This window comes from Magnetospirillum fulvum MGU-K5, assembly GCF_000442515.1.
Lineage (GTDB): Bacteria > Pseudomonadota > Alphaproteobacteria > Rhodospirillales > Magnetospirillaceae > Phaeospirillum > Phaeospirillum fulvum_B.
In genome coordinates, this window is sequence record NZ_AQPH01000032.1 from 1 (window position 1) to 19,077 (window position 19,077).

At 63.8% G+C, this 19,077-nt stretch carries 19 protein-coding genes and 1 tRNA gene; 9 read left to right on the top strand and 11 right to left on the bottom strand.

Features of this window, described 5'->3' with window-relative positions:
• A partial coding sequence (locus K678_RS09470) for an enoyl-CoA hydratase/isomerase family protein (RefSeq protein ID WP_021132237.1) occupies positions 1 to 620 on the bottom strand: 620 nt, incomplete at its 3' end.
• A 99-nt stretch (positions 621 to 719) separates the two neighbouring features.
• On the opposite strand from K678_RS09470, the gene K678_RS09475 reads away from it, so the two are divergent.
• The 5 genes from K678_RS09475 (at position 720) to hemA (ending at position 5,768) form a co-directional block, all read left to right on the top strand.
• On the top strand, positions 720 to 1,412 hold the full coding sequence (locus K678_RS09475) for an orotate phosphoribosyltransferase (RefSeq protein WP_021132238.1): 693 nt from the start codon (positions 720 to 722) through the stop codon (positions 1,410 to 1,412).
• A gap of 316 nt (positions 1,413 to 1,728) precedes the next feature.
• Complete coding sequence (locus K678_RS09480) at positions 1,729 to 2,082, top strand: CidA/LrgA family protein (protein ID WP_021132239.1); 354 nt, start codon at positions 1,729 to 1,731, stop codon at positions 2,080 to 2,082.
• The gene (locus K678_RS09485) at positions 2,079 to 2,804 is read left to right on the top strand and encodes an LrgB family protein (protein ID WP_021132240.1); all 726 of its coding nucleotides are present in this window, start codon (positions 2,079 to 2,081) and stop codon (positions 2,802 to 2,804) included. Before K678_RS09480 ends, K678_RS09485 begins: the two co-directional genes overlap by 4 nt.
• Before the next feature lie 42 nt (positions 2,805 to 2,846).
• On the top strand, positions 2,847 to 4,229 hold the full coding sequence (locus tag K678_RS09490) for an aspartate aminotransferase family protein (RefSeq protein WP_021132241.1): 1,383 nt from the start codon (positions 2,847 to 2,849) through the stop codon (positions 4,227 to 4,229).
• Positions 4,230 to 4,538: 309 nt separating this feature from the next.
• Positions 4,539 to 5,768 carry a 5-aminolevulinate synthase gene (gene hemA, locus K678_RS09495; RefSeq protein ID WP_021132242.1) on the top strand — a complete coding sequence of 410 codons (1,230 nt, stop codon included), beginning with the start codon at positions 4,539 to 4,541 and terminating at the stop codon, positions 5,766 to 5,768.
• A gap of 275 nt (positions 5,769 to 6,043) precedes the next feature.
• On the opposite strand, the gene K678_RS09500 is transcribed toward hemA, so the two are convergent.
• On the bottom strand, positions 6,044 to 7,024 hold the full coding sequence (locus K678_RS09500; protein ID WP_021132243.1) for an NAD-dependent epimerase/dehydratase family protein: 981 nt from the start codon (positions 7,022 to 7,024) through the stop codon (positions 6,044 to 6,046).
• Between the two features lie 284 nt (positions 7,025 to 7,308).
• On the opposite strand from K678_RS09500, the gene rpsD reads away from it, so the two are divergent.
• Positions 7,309 to 7,926 carry a 30S ribosomal protein S4 gene (rpsD, locus tag K678_RS09505; RefSeq protein ID WP_021132244.1) on the top strand — a complete coding sequence of 206 codons (618 nt, stop codon included), beginning with the start codon at positions 7,309 to 7,311 and terminating at the stop codon, positions 7,924 to 7,926.
• A 136-nt stretch (positions 7,927 to 8,062) separates the two neighbouring features.
• Positions 8,063 to 8,137, top strand: a tRNA-Gln gene (locus K678_RS09510).
• A gap of 126 nt (positions 8,138 to 8,263) precedes the next feature.
• On the opposite strand, the gene K678_RS09515 is transcribed toward K678_RS09510, so the two are convergent.
• The 5 genes from K678_RS09515 to K678_RS18635 are packed head-to-tail and all read right to left on the bottom strand — an operon-like array spanning position 8,264 to position 13,742.
• Complete coding sequence (locus K678_RS09515) at positions 8,264 to 8,461, bottom strand: hemin uptake protein HemP (RefSeq protein ID WP_021132245.1); 198 nt, start codon at positions 8,459 to 8,461, stop codon at positions 8,264 to 8,266.
• Between the two features lie 50 nt (positions 8,462 to 8,511).
• Positions 8,512 to 8,823 carry a DUF2149 domain-containing protein gene (locus K678_RS09520; RefSeq protein ID WP_021132246.1) on the bottom strand — a complete coding sequence of 104 codons (312 nt, stop codon included), beginning with the start codon at positions 8,821 to 8,823 and terminating at the stop codon, positions 8,512 to 8,514.
• Complete coding sequence (locus tag K678_RS09525; protein WP_021132247.1) at positions 8,820 to 9,365, bottom strand: MotA/TolQ/ExbB proton channel family protein; 546 nt, start codon at positions 9,363 to 9,365, stop codon at positions 8,820 to 8,822. The genes K678_RS09520 and K678_RS09525 overlap by 4 nt, the downstream gene beginning before the upstream one ends.
• A gap of 2 nt (positions 9,366 to 9,367) precedes the next feature.
• Complete coding sequence (gene cobN / locus K678_RS09530) at positions 9,368 to 13,336, bottom strand: cobaltochelatase subunit CobN (RefSeq protein WP_021132248.1); 3,969 nt, start codon at positions 13,334 to 13,336, stop codon at positions 9,368 to 9,370.
• 13 nt (positions 13,337 to 13,349) lie between these two features.
• Positions 13,350 to 13,742: an energy transducer TonB gene (locus K678_RS18635; RefSeq protein WP_155804513.1), complete on the bottom strand. Its 393-nt coding sequence runs from the start codon at positions 13,740 to 13,742 to the stop codon at positions 13,350 to 13,352.
• On the opposite strand from K678_RS18635, the gene K678_RS18640 reads away from it, so the two are divergent.
• On the top strand, positions 13,735 to 13,974 hold the full coding sequence (locus tag K678_RS18640) for a hypothetical protein (RefSeq protein ID WP_021132250.1): 240 nt from the start codon (positions 13,735 to 13,737) through the stop codon (positions 13,972 to 13,974). The genes K678_RS18635 and K678_RS18640 overlap by 8 nt on opposite strands.
• A gap of 71 nt (positions 13,975 to 14,045) precedes the next feature.
• Here the strand turns inward: K678_RS18640 and K678_RS09540 are convergent, their stop codons facing one another.
• The 4 genes from K678_RS09540 to K678_RS09555 form a co-directional block, all read right to left on the bottom strand.
• Complete coding sequence (locus K678_RS09540) at positions 14,046 to 16,028, bottom strand: TonB-dependent hemoglobin/transferrin/lactoferrin family receptor (RefSeq protein WP_021132251.1); 1,983 nt, start codon at positions 16,026 to 16,028, stop codon at positions 14,046 to 14,048.
• Positions 16,029 to 16,316: 288 nt separating this feature from the next.
• Positions 16,317 to 16,502: a hypothetical protein gene (locus K678_RS09545; protein WP_021132252.1), complete on the bottom strand. Its 186-nt coding sequence runs from the start codon at positions 16,500 to 16,502 to the stop codon at positions 16,317 to 16,319.
• Positions 16,503 to 16,719: 217 nt separating this feature from the next.
• Positions 16,720 to 17,337, bottom strand: coding sequence for an FMN-dependent NADH-azoreductase (locus tag K678_RS09550; RefSeq protein WP_021132253.1), 618 nt, complete (start codon positions 17,335 to 17,337; stop codon positions 16,720 to 16,722).
• A 31-nt stretch (positions 17,338 to 17,368) separates the two neighbouring features.
• Positions 17,369 to 18,070, bottom strand: a complete 702-nt coding sequence (locus K678_RS09555) for a pirin family protein (protein WP_021132254.1) — start codon at positions 18,068 to 18,070, stop codon at positions 17,369 to 17,371.
• A gap of 108 nt (positions 18,071 to 18,178) precedes the next feature.
• On the opposite strand from K678_RS09555, the gene K678_RS09560 reads away from it, so the two are divergent.
• The gene (locus K678_RS09560) at positions 18,179 to 19,075 is read left to right on the top strand and encodes a LysR family transcriptional regulator (RefSeq protein ID WP_021132255.1); all 897 of its coding nucleotides are present in this window, start codon (positions 18,179 to 18,181) and stop codon (positions 19,073 to 19,075) included.
• The last annotated feature ends 2 nt before the right edge of the window (positions 19,076 to 19,077 follow it).

A 19,077-nucleotide genomic window follows, 5' to 3' on the forward strand; every position in this document is an offset into this window, starting at 1 on the left:
GCCAGCGGTGCCCCGGCAGCGATGCGCCGCGCGGTCACCGCGATTTCCGCCTCCAGCGCTTCATCCTCGACGACGCGGGTCAACAGCCCCTTCGCCAGCGCCTCGTCGGCGTCAATCACGCGGCCTTCCAGCAGCAATTCCAGCGCGACAGCGACCCCGGCGACCCGGCGGATTTCGGCCAGCTCGGGATAGGCCATCACCACCGAGATACGGTTGATCGGCACCCCGAAGCGACCGGAGCGAGCCGACAGGCGCAAATCGCAGCAACAGGCCAGTTCCAGCGCCCCCCCGACGCACGCCCCCCAGATCGCCGCGATCACCGGATGGGGGCAAAGCCGCACCGCGTCGAGCGCGGCGCGCAGCACCAGATCGTATTCTTTGGCCTGAGCGGCATCGGCCCGCAGGGTATCGAACTCGTCGATATCGGCCCCAGGAGCAAAGACACTGGTCCCCGCCCCGCGCAAAATCACCACCCGAACCTGCGGATCGGCGGAGAGACTGGTAAATGCCTCGGCCAGCCCCTGCCACATCGGAAGGTTCAAAGCGTTCATTTTTTCCGGGCGATTAAGCGTAACGGTGGCAACACCGTCGGCACGGATGACCTCGATCACGTCAGACATTGCGTCTCCCTGTTTCTGTCTTCTTGCAGGACGGAAGCGATTGTGCCTATAGAGCGCCCACGCGACAAGGCGACACGGCGATCAGAAGAGGGTTCCCCCATGGCAAACACAGTTTCCCGCACCCACGAGCAGAAACAGGCGGCCCTGACCACGGCCCGCATCCTGCTGGAGATCGGGGCGGTCAACTTCCGACCCGAGGAACCCTATATCCTGACCTCGGGCTGGGCCAGCCCGGTCTATGTCGATTGCCGTAAGGTCATCTCGTTCCCGCGCGCCCGGGCCCGCATCTCAGAATTGATGAGCACCGCGATCCTGCGCAATTGCGGTTATGAATCGGTTGACGCCATCGTCGGCGGCGAAACCGCCGGCATTCCCTATGCCGCCTGGATCGCCGACAAGCTCGGCCTGCCGATGCTGTATGTCCGCAAGAAGCCGAAAGGCTTTGGCCGCAATGCCCAGATCGAGGGCGATTTCCGCGACGGCGCCCGCGTGGTGCTGGTCGAGGATCTGGCCTCGGACGGTGCATCGAAGGTCAATTTCGTCAACGCCCTGCGCGATGCGGGCTGCACGATCGATTTCTCCTACGTCGTGTTCTTCTATGGGGTGTTCCCCGGCGCGCTGAAGAGCCTGGAAGAAATCGGGGTCAAGCTCGGCTACCTCGCCAATTGGTGGGACGTGCTGGAAGTGGCGGAACAGGACGGTCCGTTCGACCGTCGCGCCATCGAGGCGGTGCGCTCGTTCCTGCACGATCCGGTGCAGTGGTCGTCTCTGCATGGCGGCCGCAGCGCCTAAGGTGATGGGGGCGGGATCCAGCGGATCCCGCCCTTTAACTTTTCCGGCAGAAGACGGACGTGACTTGACCACCCGGATCGGCCCGGCCAAAATCGCCGACAGATCATAAGCGGCAGCCCATTGGCCCGGTCGCCCCCCCCCCGAACCAGAACCCCCTCCCCACTGAAAGCGAGATGCGCGGGTCTGCCGAGTGCGCAGGGTCTTGACCGTTTGCGGGACGAAGACCACGGTAGGCACCATTCCGGCGACCGCCCCCCTCGGTTGATCGACTCGGGGAACGGCCTTTGGACCCTCCGGCTCGGGAAAGGAAGCAACGGTGCTTGGTTCTATCACGGTTCTGGTGCTCTGCCAGCTTGCCGGAGAAGCCATCGTCCGGCTGTTCGGCCTGCCGCTGCCCGGCCCAGTGGCGGGAATGGTGATCTTGTTCCTGGGATTGCTGATCCGGGGCCGGGTCCCCAAATCGCTTGACCGCGTGACCCGCGGCATCCTCGGCAATCTCGGTCTGCTGTTCGTTCCGGCCAGCGTCGGGGTGATGGTCCAGACCGACATCCTGGTTGCCGAGGCGGTACCGATCGGCGTCGCGGTGCTGGTCAGCACCCTGCTGACGATGCTGGTCAGCGGCCTCACTATGCAGTTGCTCGACCGCAAGGCCCGAAAGGATCAGCCATGAGCTTCGATCCGCGCGCCGCCTGGGACGCCATCATCTCGTCGCCGATGTTCGGCCTGGCCCTCACCTTGCTGGTCTATCAGGGCGCGGTGTGGCTGTTCGAACGCTGTGGCCGCCGACCGGCGATCAATCCGGTGCTGGTGACGATGATTGTGATCATCGCGGTCTTGAGCGTCAGCGGCGTCACCTACCAAACCTATTTCGACAGCGCGAAGATGGTTCACCTGCTGCTGGGACCGGCGACGGTCGCGCTGGCGGTGCCACTGTACCGCCAATTGCCGTCGCTGATCCGCTCGTGGCCCGCCGTGCTGGTAACGGCGGTGGCGGGATCGGCGATGGCGTTGATCAGCGTTGTCGTCTCGGCCCGGCTGCTGGGGGCCTCGCCCGCGGTTCAGCTCAGTCTTGCCCCCAAATCGGTCACCACGCCGATTGCGATGGGGATTTCCGAACGGATCGGCGGCATCCCCTCGCTGACCGCCGTTCTGGTGGTTCTGACCGGGGTGGCCGGGGCAATGTTTGGAACCTGGGTGTTGAATCTGGCCCGGGTACGCTCTCCGTCCGCCCGCGGGCTGGCGTTCGGCATCTCGGCCCACGCCATCGGCACCACCCGCGCCTTCCAGGAAGGCGAGACGCAAGGCGCCTATGCCGGTCTGGCCATCGGTCTGGCTGGTATCGTCACCGCGATCCTGACTCCGCTTCTGATCGGCTGGCTGACCCACATCTAAGCCGCCCGCCCCATTCTTCCGTACCCCCCTTAGGGAGAGATCATGACCTCCACCCCGACCAACCGCACCACCGCCGAGCGAGACATCGAATCGCTCTTTCACCCCTACACCAATCCGATCCGTCACCAGGAAATCGGGCCGGTGGTGATCACCCGCGGCGAAGGCGTCCGCGTCTTCGACGATTCCGGCAAGGATTACATCGAGGGACTGGCCGGTCTGTGGTGTACCGCGCTTGGGTGGGGCGAGGAACGGCTGGTCACCGCCGCTACCGAGCAGATGCGCAAGCTGCCGTTCTACCATCTGTTCGGACATAAGAGCCACGACCCGGCCATCGACCTGGGCGAACGGCTGCTGGCGATGGCCCCGGTGCCGATGGCGCGGGTGTTCCTGACCGGCTCGGGCTCGGAAGCCAACGACACCGCGCTGAAGATGATCCGCTATCGCGCCAACGCGATGGGTCAGCCGAACAAGAAGAAGATCATCGCCCGCGACCGCGCCTATCACGGCGTCACCATCGCGACGGCGTCGCTGACCGGGCTGGCGGTCAATCACCGCTCGTTCGACCTGCCCGACCCGGCGGTGCTGCGCGCCGCCTGCCCGCATTACTATCGCGGCGGCCGTCCCGGCGAGAGCGAAGAGGCGTTCGCAACCCGTCTGGCCGAGGAACTCGAAGCGATGATCCTGGCCGAGGGGCCGGAGACGGTCGCCGCTTTCTTCGCCGAGCCGGTGATGGGCGCGGGCGGCGTGGTGGTTCCCCCCGCCGATTATTTCCCCAAGATTCAGGCGGTGCTCGACAAATACGACATCCTGCTGGTCGCCGACGAAGTGATCTGCGGCTTTGGCCGCACCGGCAAGATGTTCGGGTCCGAGACCTTTGGGATGCGTCCCGACATCATGACGGTGGCCAAGGGGCTGTCGTCCGGCTATCTGCCGATTTCCGGCCTTCTCATCAACGAACGGGTGCTGGCTCCGCTCGTCGCCGAGGCGGGACGGATCGGCACCTTCGGCCACGGCTACACCTATGGCGGCCACCCGGTTTCGGCGGCGGTCGCGGTCGAGACCCTGAAGATTTATGCCGAACGCGACATCCTCGGCCATGTCGCCCAGGTGGCTCCGGTGCTTCAGGATGGGCTGCGCGGCTTTGCCAACCACCCCATGGTCGGCGAAGTGCGCGGGATCGGCCTGATCGCCGCCGTCGAACTGGTCGCCGACAAGGAGACCAAGACTCCGTTCGATCCGGCCTGGGGTGTCGGCGCGGCCCTGGTCGCCCGCGCCCAGGATCACGGATTGATCCTGCGGGCGATGGGCGATTCGATCGCGTTCTCGCCCCCGCTGATCATCACCGCCGACGAAATTTCCGAGATGCTGTACCGCTTCGCTCTGGCGCTGGCCGACACCGCCGCCTGGGTCGCCGAGCGGCGCTGATCCTCCCTCACCGGATGGGGGGGACGTGCCCTACCCGGCGCGAGCCCCCCTTCCAAGCGAAAAATCAGCAATACCCGGACGGGAAGTGAGGAAAATTACCTCAAGTACACTTGCAACGTCCCTTTTCGATCCACTAGGATCGGCGCCTGTTCCGGTTCGCTCTGCGCAAGGGCGGATCGGGCAGAGTTTTGACGCTCACCGCCCGCTCGTGCGAACGATCGCAGACGTCCCCTGCGGGCAATGTAGTTGGCTCGAACCGCCGGGAGATGGGGGGGTTTCCTCCCCCGGTAGGTCGGAGGGAGGACTGGGATGGATTACGAGCACTATTTTTCTAAGCGGATTGCCGATCTCAAGGCCGAAGGCCGCTATCGTGTCTTCGCCGATCTCGAGCGGATCTGCGGCCGCTTCCCGGTCGCGCTGAACCATCGCGACGGCAAGACCGTTGAAGTCGTGGTGTGGTGCTCCAACGACTATCTCGGCATGGGCCAGCGCCCGGAAGTGATCGCCGCCACCCACGAGGCGCTTGATCGCTGCGGCGCCGGTGCGGGTGGTACCCGTAACATTTCGGGCACCAACCACTATCACGTCCTCCTCGAAGAAGAGATGGCCGACTTCAACGCCAAGGAAGCGGCGTTGCTGTTCACCTCGGGCTATGTCGCCAACCAGACCGTCCTGTCGACGCTGGGCGCCACCATCCCCGGCTGCATCATCTTCTCGGACGAGCTGAACCACAATTCGATGATCGAGGGCATCCGCCACGGCCGGTCGCCCAAGCAGATCTTCCGTCACAACGACGCCCAGGACCTTGAGCGCCTGCTTGCCGCCGCGCCCAAGGATGCGCCCAAGCTGGTCGCGTTCGAGTCGGTCTATTCGATGGACGGCGACATTGCGCCGATCGCCGAAATCTGCGACGTCGCCGAAAAGTACGGCGCGATGACCTATCTCGACGAAGTCCATGCCGTCGGCATGTATGGCGAGCAGGGCTCGGGTGTCGCCGAACGTGATGGCCTGCGCGACCGCATCACCATCCTTCAGGGCACGATGGCCAAGGCGATCGGCGTCGTCGGCGGGTATATCGCCGCCAGCAACGCCTGCGTCGATTATGCCCGCAGCTTCGGGCCGGGCTTCATCTTCTCGTCCTCGATGCCGCCCGCGACCGCCGCCGCCTGCCTTGCCAGCATCCAGTACCTGCGCAAGCATCCGGAACTGCGCGAGAAGCATCAGGAACGCGCCGCCACCTGCAAGCGTCGCCTGTCCGAGCGTGGCATTCCGGTGCTGCCGTCGGTCAGCCACATCATCCCGGTGATGGTCGGCAATGCCTCGCTGTGCAAGCAGGCCAGCGACATGCTGCTGTCGGACTACAACATCTATGTTCAGCCGATCAACTACCCCACCGTTCCGGTCGGGACCGAGCGTCTGCGCATCACCCCCACCCCGCTGCACGACGATTCGATGATGGATCATCTGGTCGAATCGTTCTGCGCCGTGTGGGACCGCCTCGGCATCGCCAAGGCGCAGGAGCAGAAGGCGGCCGAATAAGCCGTCTCGCCCCTCTCAGGCGTTAAATACGGAAACGGCGGGGGACTTTCCCCCGCCGTTTTTGTTTGGCCGTCACCGATAAAAAAACGCCGCCCGGATGGTCCGGACGGCGCCTTATATCATGCCGCGCGGATCGAACCCGATCCGCGCGAGCCCCTCATTCGCCGGGCGCTGCCCATCCGGGCCGCTGGGCTCCGCGCCACGAGGCGCGCGGCCCTTCGGGCCTAACCAAACAGCATAAGTTTCACTCAAAGAGCCGTTTGGTATTATCCCTCTTAGAGACCGTGATATTGCTTGAACCAGTCGATGAAGCGCGGCACGCCGACACTGATCGGCGTGGTGGGGGCAAAGCCGACATCGCGGGCAATCGCCGAGATGTCGGCGGCGGTTTCCTTGACGTCGCCCGGCTGCATCGGCTCGAACACATAATTCGCCTTGCGGCCCAGCGATTGCTCGACCAGACCGATGAAATCCATCAGCCGTTCCGAGCGGTTGTTGCCGATATTATAAAGCCGATAGGGCGGCTCGGCACCGGTATCGGGCGGCGGGTTATCGAGCACACCGACGATTCCGGACACGATATCGTCAATGAAAGTGAAATCGCGCCGCATGTCACCATTGTTGAACACCCGGATCGGCTCGCCGGCGATGATCGCCTTGGCGAATAGATAGGCGGCCATGTCGGGGCGTCCCCACGGGCCATAGACGGTAAAGAACCGCAGGCCAGTGGTGGGGATGCGGAACAGGTGGCTGTAGGAATGGCTGATCAGCTCGCCCGCGCGCTTGGTCGCGGCATAGAGCGAGATCGGGGTATCGACGCGATCCTCGACCGAGAAGGGGAGCTTGGTGTTCGAGCCATAGACCGACGATGAGCTGGCATAGACGAAGTGGCGACAGACGGGCAACCGCCGCGCCAGTTCCAGCATCACCAGATGGCCTTCGACGTTGGAATGGGTGTAATCGTGCGGCGCGGTCAGGGAATGGCGCACCCCGGCCTGGGCCGCCAGATTGATGATGGCGTCGATGCCGGGATTGGCGCGCTCGATTTCGGCCACAGCAGCGCGGTCGGCGATATCGGCCCGCGCAAAGGAAAAGCCGGGGAATTCCCGCAGCCGAGCAAGCCGCATTTCCTTCAACGCGACATCGTAATACGGGTTGAGATTATCGAGGCCAAGAACCGACTCACCCCGCTCCAGCAGGCGCAGAGAAGTGTGATAGCCGATGAAACCGGCGGCTCCGGTAACGAGAACGGTCATCTTGCAAAAGCCCCTTGTGTCTTAAGCGGTCTGATATAGCCTGATCCCAGCGGGAAATCACCCCCCTTTCCCAAAGCGGGGGACACCGCCCTCATCGCGCGGGCGGAGAATCGACCTGTTTACGCTTGTTTCGTTTGACATCCCGGCCGCGGTCCGTATAGTTCCGCCCTCTCTCCCGAGAAAACGGGCGGGCGCCCCTTTGGTGTGCTCACCCTCCCCCGGCTGTGCCGGACCAGGGCTATCGGGACAATCGTGAACCGATTAATTCGGACCGAAGGACGACCATGAGCAAGCGTATCGAAGCAAAGTTTAAGATTAACCGCCGCCTGGGCGCCAATCTGTGGGGCCGTGGCAAGAGCCCGCTCGCGCGTGGCAAGGAAAACCCCCCGGGCCAGCACGGTCAGCGCCGCAAGAAGCCTTCGGACTTCGGCACCCAGCTGATGGCGAAGCAGAAGCTGAAGGGTTACTACGGCAACATCGGCGAGAAGCAGTTCCGCCGCCTGTATGACGAGGCCGTGCGCCGTCGTGGCGACACCTCCGAGAATTTGATCGGCCTGCTGGAAAGCCGGCTCGACGCCGTGGTCTACCGCCTCAAGTTCGCGCCCACCCCGTTCGCCTCGCGTCAGCTGGTCAACCATGGCCACGTCCGCGTCAACGGCAAGCGCGTCAACATTCCGAGCTATCAGGTTCGTGAAGGCGATGAAATCTCGGTCAAGACCAAGTCGAAGGATCTGGCTCTGATCGTCGAAGCCTCGCAGTCGCCCGAGCGTGACGTGCCCGATTACCTCGAAGTCGATCACAAGGACATGAAGGGCAAGTTCGTCCGTATCCCGAAGCTGGCGGACGTTCCCTACCCGGTCCAGATGGAACCGAACCTCGTCGTCGAATTCTATTCGCGTTAAGAGGGTTTCTATTGCGGCCCCTCCTCTCCCGAGCGGAGGGGCCGTTATTTTCTGTCGCACCTTTTGCGTCGCGAATCCCCGACAGATCGGCCGTTGCCAGCCTGTCCGGTTCAGACTAAGGTGCCTCCCACCCTGGTGGGGCGTCGCCAAGCGGTAAGGCAGCGGTTTTTGGTACCGCCATTCGGAGGTTCGAGTCCTCCCGCCCCAGCCACCTTCCCCAATAGTTTCGAGCTAAACCCGGTGCCGTCGAGTCTTCGACGGCGGCATTGTTGCGTCCGGACGCGACAAGACAGGCGGTCCGAACGGACACACCTGCCTGACCCAAACGATGTCACCCTTATTTGGTCAGAATCAGCTTGTTCTGACGGGTGACCCGAAGCGTGTATTCGCACCCTTCGTGCTCAATAATCAAAGCCTTGCGATTCGATAGCAACGCTTGGCTGCTGATCTTCGCAAAAGCGGAATCGTCGGGGCGGCAAAGCGTCAGCGTCCCCCACCCGTCCGACTCTTCCCCCCGGTCACGCGGTACCGACATAGCCCCCTCCCCTCGTCTGGTTCTGTCCCCCATCACATCGTCCGGTCGGATTATTCCGGAACGTAAACCATCGAGCCGTCCTTGAGACGATAAGCGATTCCGGCCTTGGCCCCTTCGCCCTGGCCGATGCTGCCGCTCGATTTATAGCGGTCGAGCTTCTGCCCATCTTTGACCACGATCTCCATGTTGGGCTGGCCGGGATTCTTGATCATTGTCACCTGATCGGCGCTGAACGGATTCATCGGATTGCTGGCGACCGCAAGCAGCAGGGCGGCGATCACCACCAGAAACACGTCGATCAGATTGACCACCGACAAGATCGGATCGTCGGCATCGCTTTCTTCAAGCAGTCGGGAGGTCATTGCGCCGCCTCCATCGTCAGGACCGCATCCACCGCCCGAGACGACAGAATCGCGGCATCGGGGCATGGGCGCAGGCGATCGATCGCGATCATATCCTCGGCGTACCAACGGCGACGAACATTGACGACCCAATAGGCCAGCGACGCCGCCACCAGCGACAGGATCACCGCAGAGAACGCGACGGTCAGATTACCGCCGACGGCGGCGAAATTGCCATCGGCCAGCGATTTCAACGCCGGTCCCATCGGAATCATCGTTGCGACCAAGCCCAGCATCGGGGCGACCCGGCTGACAATTCGGGCGCTTTCCAACCGGCGAAAGGCCAGGGTTTCCAACTCGACCGCGTTCATGTGGCGATTGCCCCGCCACGTTTCGATAAGATCGAATCCGGCTGGGTCGTCCTGTCGCCGCTGCCGCATCTGCCACAGAAAGCCGCCGACGGCGTAAAAGGCGTAGAGGAACAGGGCCACGACCGCGACAAGGACGGGGATCTGGAACAATTGGCTGGCACCATAGAGAAGGTCTTCGAGGTGAAACGCCATGGTTAGGCTCCGTGCGAAAGTGAAGAGAGGGAAAGCCCCGGCTGGCTCCGCCGCGCCTGCCGCACCAGCCCACCAACCAGGGCGGACATGATCACCAGGGCCGACAGAAGAGCGGTCCAGTCGAGCGGGACCGGGGATGAATCCGGCTGTTTTTCCAGCTTTTGACCGCTGACGGTCTGGGTCGGCGCCGCAGGAGCGGCCGATTGCGGCTGGGCGGGCGACGCGGGCTGGGCCGAAAGCCCATAGCCCGCCGCCTGGGCGACGAATTCGGTGAATTTGGCGTTGTCGCTGACGATATCGTGGCGGCTGGCCAGATCTTGCCAACGGCGCGCCAGATCGGCGACGGTCTGGGACTCGGCGTGCCAATAATCCTTGCGCACCGCTTCCAGCATCCGCTCGATCATCTGGGCCTGAGCCTGGGGATGGGTCTTTTCGAACCATTCGTTGACGCCCAGCTTGTATTTGTCATCGACATAGACCGCCTTGAACTCGGCCCATTGGTCGTCGCGAACCGTTTCCGGCGCGGTGGCCTGCCATCCCCACAGATTATTGACGCTGTCGAGGATTTCGATCGCGCCGCTATAGCCTTCCTTCTGGGCCTTCTCGATCCAGCCGGGATGGAGATAGCGGGACTTCAGATCGCGGGCGAGGAAGCCCGCGGCGGTTTCGGTGCGCGGACGCCCGGCTTCGCGCAGATTCGAGATATAAAGCGCGGGCGACTGACCCGACAGATGCCGCACCGCGAGCGAGATGCCGCCCAGATATTGGAACGGGTCGTCGGTGGTCAGCATCCCATACAGGTTCGACGACCGGGACAGCACCGCCCCCTTCACCCCTTTCAGATGCTCGGCAAAGGCGTTGACCGGCGGCTTTTCACCCCAGCGCGATTCGTCCGGGCCATAGGCGAACTGCATCCGGTCGAGATACAGCCCGGCCAGCTTGCGCTCGCCCTCGGCCCGGTTCTCCTTGCCGTCGGCACCGGTGCCCCAACTGTCCGACGCCAAGGTAGCGCCATCGAGTCCGGTGCCATAGGCCCCGGATTCCGATGAGAACAGCCGGGTCCGGGCCAGACGGGCCGCCTCGTCCGCCGCGACTCCCTGACCGCGCAAGGTCGCTTCGACCGCGTTGGTATGGGCGGCGATCGCGTTGCCCGGCTCGCTCAACCGGCTGGTCTGGGCAGCGGCCTCGGCCAGCCATTTCATCAGATTGGGAAAGTGATCGCGGTACAGCCCGGTGACGGAAATCACCGCATCAACACGCGGACGCTTCAACTCGGCGGCGGGGATCACCTCAATCCCGATCACCCGTCCGCCCTGATCCCATTTCGGGCGCACCCCCATCACCGCCATCGCCTGGGCTTCCAGAACGCCGAAGTGACGCATCGTTTCGACCGACCACAGGGTAAAGGCCAGCTTGTCGGGGAATTGGCCGGTACTGTCGCGGTGCTGGGCGATCAGCTTTTCCGCCGCCTCGCGCCCGGCCTCCCACGCCTCGCGGGTCGGCACCCGCGACGGATCGAAGCCATAGAGATTGCGCCCGGTGGGCAAACTGTCGGGATTGCGGATCGGATCGCCACCATACGAGGTCGGGATCATCCGCCCGGACAGACCGGCCAGCAACGATTGGGTCTCGCGCGGGGCCGACAGCGCCAACCAATAGCCCCGCCCCTTTTCGATCAGATCGGCAATCGCCTGCTTGCCCTGATACGGCTCGCCCCGGCGGACATGACGGTCAAGCAACGCCCAGGCGGCGGTCTGTTTCAGCTTGGTATAATCGCCGACGACGCTTTCCTCGGGATCGGCGGGGTTCAGAGCGGTCAGCAACGGCTTGCCCAACATCTGCATCACGGTGAACAGGCGGTCGTCCGGGGCGGCGGGTTGGCCAAAATGGGCCAGCCCGATCGGCTGCTGCGCCAGCGCAAGCTCGTGCAGATGGGTATGCAGGGCATCGACGAAATGGCGAAAATCGCGCTCGATCGCCTCGGGCGTCAGTCCCATGTCCTTGTCCAGGGTCAGACTTTTGGCCTGGGCGCGGATCTCGGCGGCGGTCTTGGCGCGGACCTCGCCCTCGTCCATCGACAGCCACGTATGAAGCAGATCGTGCAGCCGGGTGATGTCGCCATGCAGCCCGGCCGGACCAAAGAACGGCGTCGCGTGCGAGATCGTCACCGCCCGGCCACGCCGCTTGGCCTGGAGCGCCTCGCCGATATTATCGACGATATAGGGATAGAGAACCGGGAGGTCGCCCAGCACGAGGTAGGGGAAGTCCTCGACCGCCAGACCGCGTTCCTTGCCGGGTTGCCATTCCTGGGTGCCGTGGGTACCGAAGTGAATCAGCGCGTCGGCGCGGAACTGATCGCGCGCCCACAGATAGGCGGCAAGATAGGCATGGGACGGCGGCGCCTTGGTGTCGTGGTACAGCGCCTTTTCGCGGTCGTCGAGCCGTTCGCCGCGCGGCGGTTGCGGCAGAATCGTCAGATTGCCGAGCGACAGGCGGGGAATCACGAACGAGCGTTCGAACAGGTGGCGGACCACCATCCCCGACTGTTCCGGCTGGCCCCAGCGATCGAGAATCGGACGGCGCACCGTTTCGGGCAGGCTGTCGAACCACGCTTTGTAGCGCGCCACCGGCAGCTTGGCCGCCAGTCCCTGTTGCAGCAGGGATTCGGCCTCGCCGTCGCGATAATAGGGGCGCAGCATCGCCGTCATCTGCTCGATCAATTGATCGGAGGTGCGCGGCGTGACGCGGTATCCCGCCTCCTGCATCGCCGCCAGCACGGTTTCGAGACTCTGGGGTACGTTAAGGAACGAGGCCCCCAGATTCTTTTCGCCCGCAGGGTAGTTATAGAAGAACAGCGCCACCTTCTTGTCGGCGGCGGGCAGGCGCTGAAGCCGGACCAGCCGTAGCGCCTTGTCGATCGCGGCCTTGGCCTGACGTTCGATCGGCCGGATCGCGCCGTCGCTGGCCCGGTTGACGCTGGCGATCAGCGGATCGGCGATCCCGGTATATTCGGGTTGGGAGAGATAGAACGGAATGTCCTGGGTCGCGATGCCGACCGGGTCTTTTTCCCAATCCGTCTGCTCGCCCTTGCGGTAGGGCATCGCCTGAATCACCGGCAGGCCAAGCGCCTCGAACTCGGCCTTGCGGCCCTCGGGGTTCAAGACGATCTGGGTGTTGACGATCACCGAGGCGATCGGCTTGCCCGCAACCGACATCAGCCGGGTGATTTCACCATTGGCCATCGGCGAGACATAGACCGCCAGCGGCACCGCTCCGGCGCTTTCGATCCGGTGGATCAGGTCGTCGATAAAGCCGGTGACCTCGGAATCGATATGGGTGCGGTGGATCAACAGCCCGATCACCGGCCCTGGCTTGGCCAGATCGATCCCCTTCCAACTCAGATAAGCCTCGGCGGTGGCAAAGATGCGCGGCCCGTATCCGGGGTGATAGATGCCGGATTCGGGGAAGACCATCGCCTCGGCGCAAGCCGGGCCGCCGGTGTGGAACAGTGACTGGTTCATCTGGCACAGGAAGCCGGCGAAATTGGCCCGCCCGCCATTGATGAAATAGCGGTGAAGCCGGGCGGCGGTCTCTTCGTCCACGCCGTTCGAAAGGGCGCGGTTGGATTGCATCCAAATCCAGGGCGCCGACACAGCGGGCAGCAGCGGGGCCAGTTTCGACTGGGCCGTTCCCAGGGCCGATCCGAACGGGGCATCGATCACGACCAGATCATGGCCGGACAGATCGTCCGGACGCAGTTCGGTGCCGGGCCGGTCGATGAAGCGGTACTCCATCTCGATCCCGGCCGCCTGGGCCAAGGGGGCGATTGCCTCGTACTTCCCCGCCTGCATCGGCGCGGCGGACAAAATCAGCAGCGACCGCGCCGAAACCGGAGCCGCCCCGAACAGGGTGCCGATCAGAAGCGCCAACAGCGCCCAGGCGCAGAGCCGCAGATAAACAGACGAAACCATCAGGCTCTCCAGATCAACGCAGAACGAAATGCACCGGAACCTGGACCCAGGCCTCGGTGTGACGCCCATTCCAATAGGCCGGTTCGAAGGTCCAGCCGCGAACCGCCGCCTCGGCCGCCGTATCGAGCAGGCGAAAGCCCGAGGTCTCCCAGATACGAACATCGCGCGGGCGGCCATCGGTCCCGACCAGGGCGCGGACCAGCACGGTGCCCTGCTGGTTGGTGTCCATCGCCCGCTTCGGGTACGACGCCGGGGCCGGGGGATGCCGAAAGCGTGGCACCGTGATCAATGGCGGCTCGGCCGGAACCGGGTCCGGATCTCGCGCCTGCTCCGGTTCCGGCTCCGGCCCCGCCGGGCCGACCGCCGGGGCGAGAGGCAGAGCCGCCGGAACAGACGGCTTGGTCACCTCGCGCACCGGGGATGGCGGCGGCGGTTTGGTGGGACGCGAGACCGGGCGGGGCGTCGGCTGCGGACTCACATCGGGCGGCCTGGGATCGCTCCGGGCCGGAGCAACCGACGGGGCGGGCCGCTCCGATGCCAACGTCACCCATGTCACCGACAGAGACGCGGCCGGAACCGCCACCGCCAACGGGGGAGACGGCGGCGGTCTGGTCGCCCAGATCAACAATCCGCCATGAACCCCGGCCGAAATCAGCAAGGCACCAAGATAGGCCGGGGGCGAAGGCCGGATGTCGATCCGTCTGTCCACTTAGAATTGCCGACTGAGCGTCAGCTTCAGATTGCGACCGGGATCGCGGGTGCTGGCGAGGTGGGGGCGATAGGATTTGTCGAACAAATTATCGACGGCGAATTGAATGCGGGTTCCCTCGGCCGGGCCGTCGCTGGGAGTCCACCCGGCAAACAGATCGTGCAGGGCATAGCCGCCGGTCGGCAACCCGCCGGTCGGCACGTCCTTCTGACTGCCGACCATCGTGCCGCGCCAACCGAAATCGAGATCGGCATCAATCCAGCGGCCGCCCAGCATCAGGGTCAGCTTGTCGGCGGGAATGCTCGACAGCGGCGATCCGCTCTCGGAATCCTCGCCCTCGATATGCGCCGCGCCCAGGCTGGCGAACAGAATCGTCATGTCGTAATTGGCTTCGGCCTCGATTCCCTTGATCTCGGCCTTGCCGACATTGACATAGCGGGTGGTGGTGGCCCCAACGATCTGATCGATGAAATTATCGACCGAGTTGGCATAGGCCGAGACCTTGGCCCGCAGCTTGTCGTTGGACTGGAAGACGTCGCTGAACTTCAGATTGACGCCGACTTCCTTGTTATGCGCCGTTTCCGGCTTCAGGTCGGGGTTGGCGATGAAGGTGTTGCCGGGATAATGCTGGCCGCCGACATAAAGCTCAGTCAGAGACGGAGCCCGGAACGCCTCGGCATAGGTGCCCCAAAGCTGAAGCCACGGTGCCGGGGTGACCTTGATTGTGGCCTGCGGCGAGAAATGCTCGCTGGTGACATCCTCGCGGCCCGCACGTTCATTTCCGATCCGATCATAGCGTCCGCCGACGATGAGGCTGAGAACCGGCAGCAACGTCACTTCGTTCTGGGCAAAGGCCCCGAACGTGTCCTGATTGGCGCGGGGGAAGCTGTCACGGGCGGCCCCGTTGCGGGTCGCCTTTTGCTGATCGGTCAGATAATCAATGCCATAGGTCAGGGCATGGCCGACCCCCACCGTCGAGAATCGCGAGGTGTTGGACAGATCGAGACCCTGGGTTAGCAGCTTGGTCTGGTCGCGCCGATACGAACTCTTGCGGTCTTCCTCGATCGCCAGATTGGTCTGGTGCAAGGTGGCGTGGGCGTCCAGCCACTTCAGATCGCTGGGGGCCAACGCCCAGTTCAGCGCGATGGTATCTTCCGAGGTCTTGCGCTTCACCAGCGGGTTCGAGGCGGTGACCGTATCGCCATCGGCATTGCTGGGAGCGTCGAGGGTATCGCGGAACTGCATCCCCATCAGGCCGATTGTGTGGCCGTCGCCCAGCTTGACCGAGCCCTTGACCATCCCGCTGCCGATATCGTCGCCGGAATAGGGAACCTTGTCGCCATTGCCGTCTTTGGTATTGCCATCGTGACGTCGGGTCACGCTGGCGAGAAGGTCGACCGCGTCAATCGGACGGGCAAAGGCGGTCATCGACGCCATCTTTTGCGCATTGGCGCTCTGGAAGCCGACGGTGCCGACCCCGCCCCACGTTTCGCCGGGACGAAGGAAATCGGCGGCATCCTTGGTCCGCATGTTGATGACACCGCCCAAGGCCCCGCTGCCATACAGCACCGAATTGGGGCCGCGCTGAACATCGACTTCTTTCAACAGCAGCGGATCAAGGAAGAACCGGCCCTTGTGCCCGGCATTGAAGGTCTTGCGCGCCCCGTCGATCGTGGTGACGACCCGGTCATCCGACATGCCGCGAATATTGGCACTTTGCGCCGAACTGCGGGTGCCGCCGCTGATGGTGACGCCGGGAATGTCTTCCAGCAGATCGCCCACGGTCTGGGGCTGCTCCCGCTCGATTTCCTCCCGACCGATCACCGTTACCGCAGCGGCAGCATCGGCGACGCTTTGCTGGGTGCGGGTCGCGGTTGTCGTCACCGCATCAAGCGCAGTGACCGGAACCGGATCGGCGGCAAAAGCGGCCAGCGGAAACAAGGACGCGGAAACAGAAAGATACAGACCGGAACGCAAAGCCATGCCGAATCACTCCAACGCAAGGACCGTTGTTTGCAAGGAGGCGTGGCTGGCTGCCGCGGGGGGAGCGGGCTGGCTGGCTATTCCCGGGCGGCATTTTATGAGATTGAGAGTCGTTTGCAATAACAAAGACAGGCCGCCCCCCGATACCAGGGCGAAAGGAACGGTGCCGGACGTTCTCGTATCCAAATCGGACAAAGCGAGGCACGACTGCCCGCCTCGGTCTGGCTCAGTCAAACGGCCAGAGCGCGCGGCCGCCACGAGGAGCGGAGGAGTGGGAACAGTCCGGTCTTACTCGATGCCGTCGCGGAGAATTTTGAAGCAGAAAAACACATCGCCCACGACGGCGACGAGATGAACAAAGGCCCAGATCCATTCACCCTCGGCCACCGAAACAAGCAACTCAGCGGACGCGCCGGGAAGCTGGGCAAGGAGAACGAAGCAGAGGAGAGGCCTGAATATCCAGCCTGGAGACATCCGATAAATCCTTTATTCTCGCTTGAAATATCATACCCGCCCTGGCGGCCGAAAGGGAGGCGCCCCACCGCCGCCCTGTGTTGAGGTCCTATAGATGGCGGTACCAGAAGCGGGCGTCAATCAAACAGCAAAAAGACGACCGGCCCGCCAGACAAGTGTCGGGCGGGCCGGGTGAATCGTCAGCAAGGACAGCGCCTCACCCCATAAATCGGGCAGATCAGCCTGGGATCAATTGGCGGATCTCGTGTTCGGCCGCCTCCAGCGCCTTGGCGCGGGCTTCCGGACCCATCGCGACGCCTTCGGCACGGATGACGGCAATGTCGGTGATGCCCAAGAAACCGAGAATGGCGCGCAGATAGGCTTCCTGGTGATCGAGCGCGGTTTCATAGGGCGTTCCGGCATACAGACCGCCCCGGGCCGAAGCGATGATCACCTTGCGCCCGCCCGCCAGACCGATCGGCCCGGTTTCGGTATAGCGGAAGGTCCGCCCCGCCTGGGACACGCGATCGATCCACGCCTTCAACTGGGTGGGGAGCGAGAAATTGTACATCGGCGCGCCGATCACGACGACATCGGCGGCCAGGAACTGATCGACCAGATGGTCGGTGCGAGCCAGTTCCTCGCGCTGCGCCGCGTTCAGCGTGTCGAGGTTGCGGAACTTCACCACCTGGATCAGTTCGCCGGTCAGGTGGGGCGGCGGGGTCTCGACCAGATCGAGGTGAGTGACCTCAAGGCCTGGATGGGCCTCGGTCAGGGCCGTAACGATCGATTTCGTCAGCAGACGCGAGACCGAGGCATCGGCCAGAGGGCTGGAATCGATATGCAGTACCTTCATCGGGAACGTCCTATCGTTTTGAATGGGGGGATTAATCAAGGTCGAACAGCAGAAATTCGGCCCGCTCTGGGGCGGTGATCCGGATCGTCTCTTCGTTTTCGATCGCGGCACCATCGCCGGATGCCAGCGCGACGCCGTTGACCGAGAGCTGTCCATCGACGACCTGAATCCAGACACCCCGCCCGGCAGTGAGCGGATGGGAAAGCGCGGTCCCGCCCTCCAGCAGCGCGGCATAGACCCGGACATCGCGATGAGTGGTCAGGGCGGCCCCCGACCCTTCGGGACCGGCGATCAGGGCCAGGACATTATGCTTATCCGCGTCGGACACGGCTTCCTGGTGGTATGAGGGCGGCAATCCCGGACGCGGCGGCTCGATCCAGATCTGAAGCAGGCGAACATCCTCGCTGACCGATGCGTTGACCTCACTGTGGCGAATGCCGGTTCCGGCGTTCATGTACTGAACATCGCCCCGGCGCAGCACACCCGTCGATCCGGTGGTGTCTTCGTGGGTCAGTTCCCCGGCGACGACATAGCTGACGATCTCCATATCACGGTGACCGTGCATCCCGAACCCGGTTCCGGGGCGGACGATATCGTCATTAATCACCCGCAGCGCCCGGAACCCCATGTGGGCGGGATCGAAATAATCGGCGAAGGAAAAGGTGTGATGGCTGTCCAGCCAACCGTGGTTGGCGTGGCCGCGCGCATCGGCGGGGCGCAGAACAAGGCTCATATCTCTTCTCCGAAACCGGCGAAATACCGTTAAGGCAGCTTGCGCCGGATCGCAGAGAGAGACAATCTACCAACTCAGAGACTAACTGTTGCGGATAGAGCAACAATCATGGATCGTCTGGCCGCGATGACCGCGTTTGCCCGTGTCGCCGAAACGGGATCGTTTTCGGAAGCGGCCCGACGGTTGCGCAGTTCGAAATCGGTGGTCAGCCGCCAGATCGCTGCTCTGGAAAGCGAGTTGGGGGTGCGCCTGCTCCATCGCAGCACCCGGGCCCTGACCCTGACCGAAGCGGGACGCAGTTATTTCGACCAGCTTGTCCGCATCCTGGCCGACATCGATGAAGCCAACCTGTCGGTCAGCCATCTTCAGGCTGCCCCGCGCGGCCGATTGCGGGTCAATGCGCCAATGAGCTTTGGCATCCGCCACCTTGCCCCGGCGATCCCGGATTTCCTGGCCCGCTGCCCCGAGGTCGAAATCGACTTGACCCTGAATGACCGCTTCGTCGATCTGGTCGATGAAGGGTTCGACATGGCGGTGCGGATCGGCCAGTTGATCGAGTCCAGCCTGGTGGCGCGCCGACTGGCCCCGCTGCGCCGGGTCGTCTGTGCCAGCCCGGCCTATCTGGCGGCACGGGGCATCCCAACCACGCCGGACGACGTCGCCGGGCACGAATGCCTGTGCTACAGCAACATGTCGGCTGGGAATGAGTGGAAATTCGTCGATCGCGACGGCCGCCCCTGGCCGGTCGAGATCAAGGGCCGCCTGCGGATCAATAACGGTGACGCGATCCGAGTCGCGGCCTTGAACGGGCTGGGGCTGGCCTGCCTGCCGACTTTTATCGTCGGCGAGGATCTGCGGGCGGGGAGTCTGGTCCCGGTGCTGACAGAGGTGACGCACCAGGACGGGGCGGTGTTCGCCGTCTATCCCCACGCCCGCCTGCTATCGCCCAAGGTGCGGGTCTTTATCGATTTCCTGGCCGAACGCTTTGGGCCAAATCCGCCCTAAGC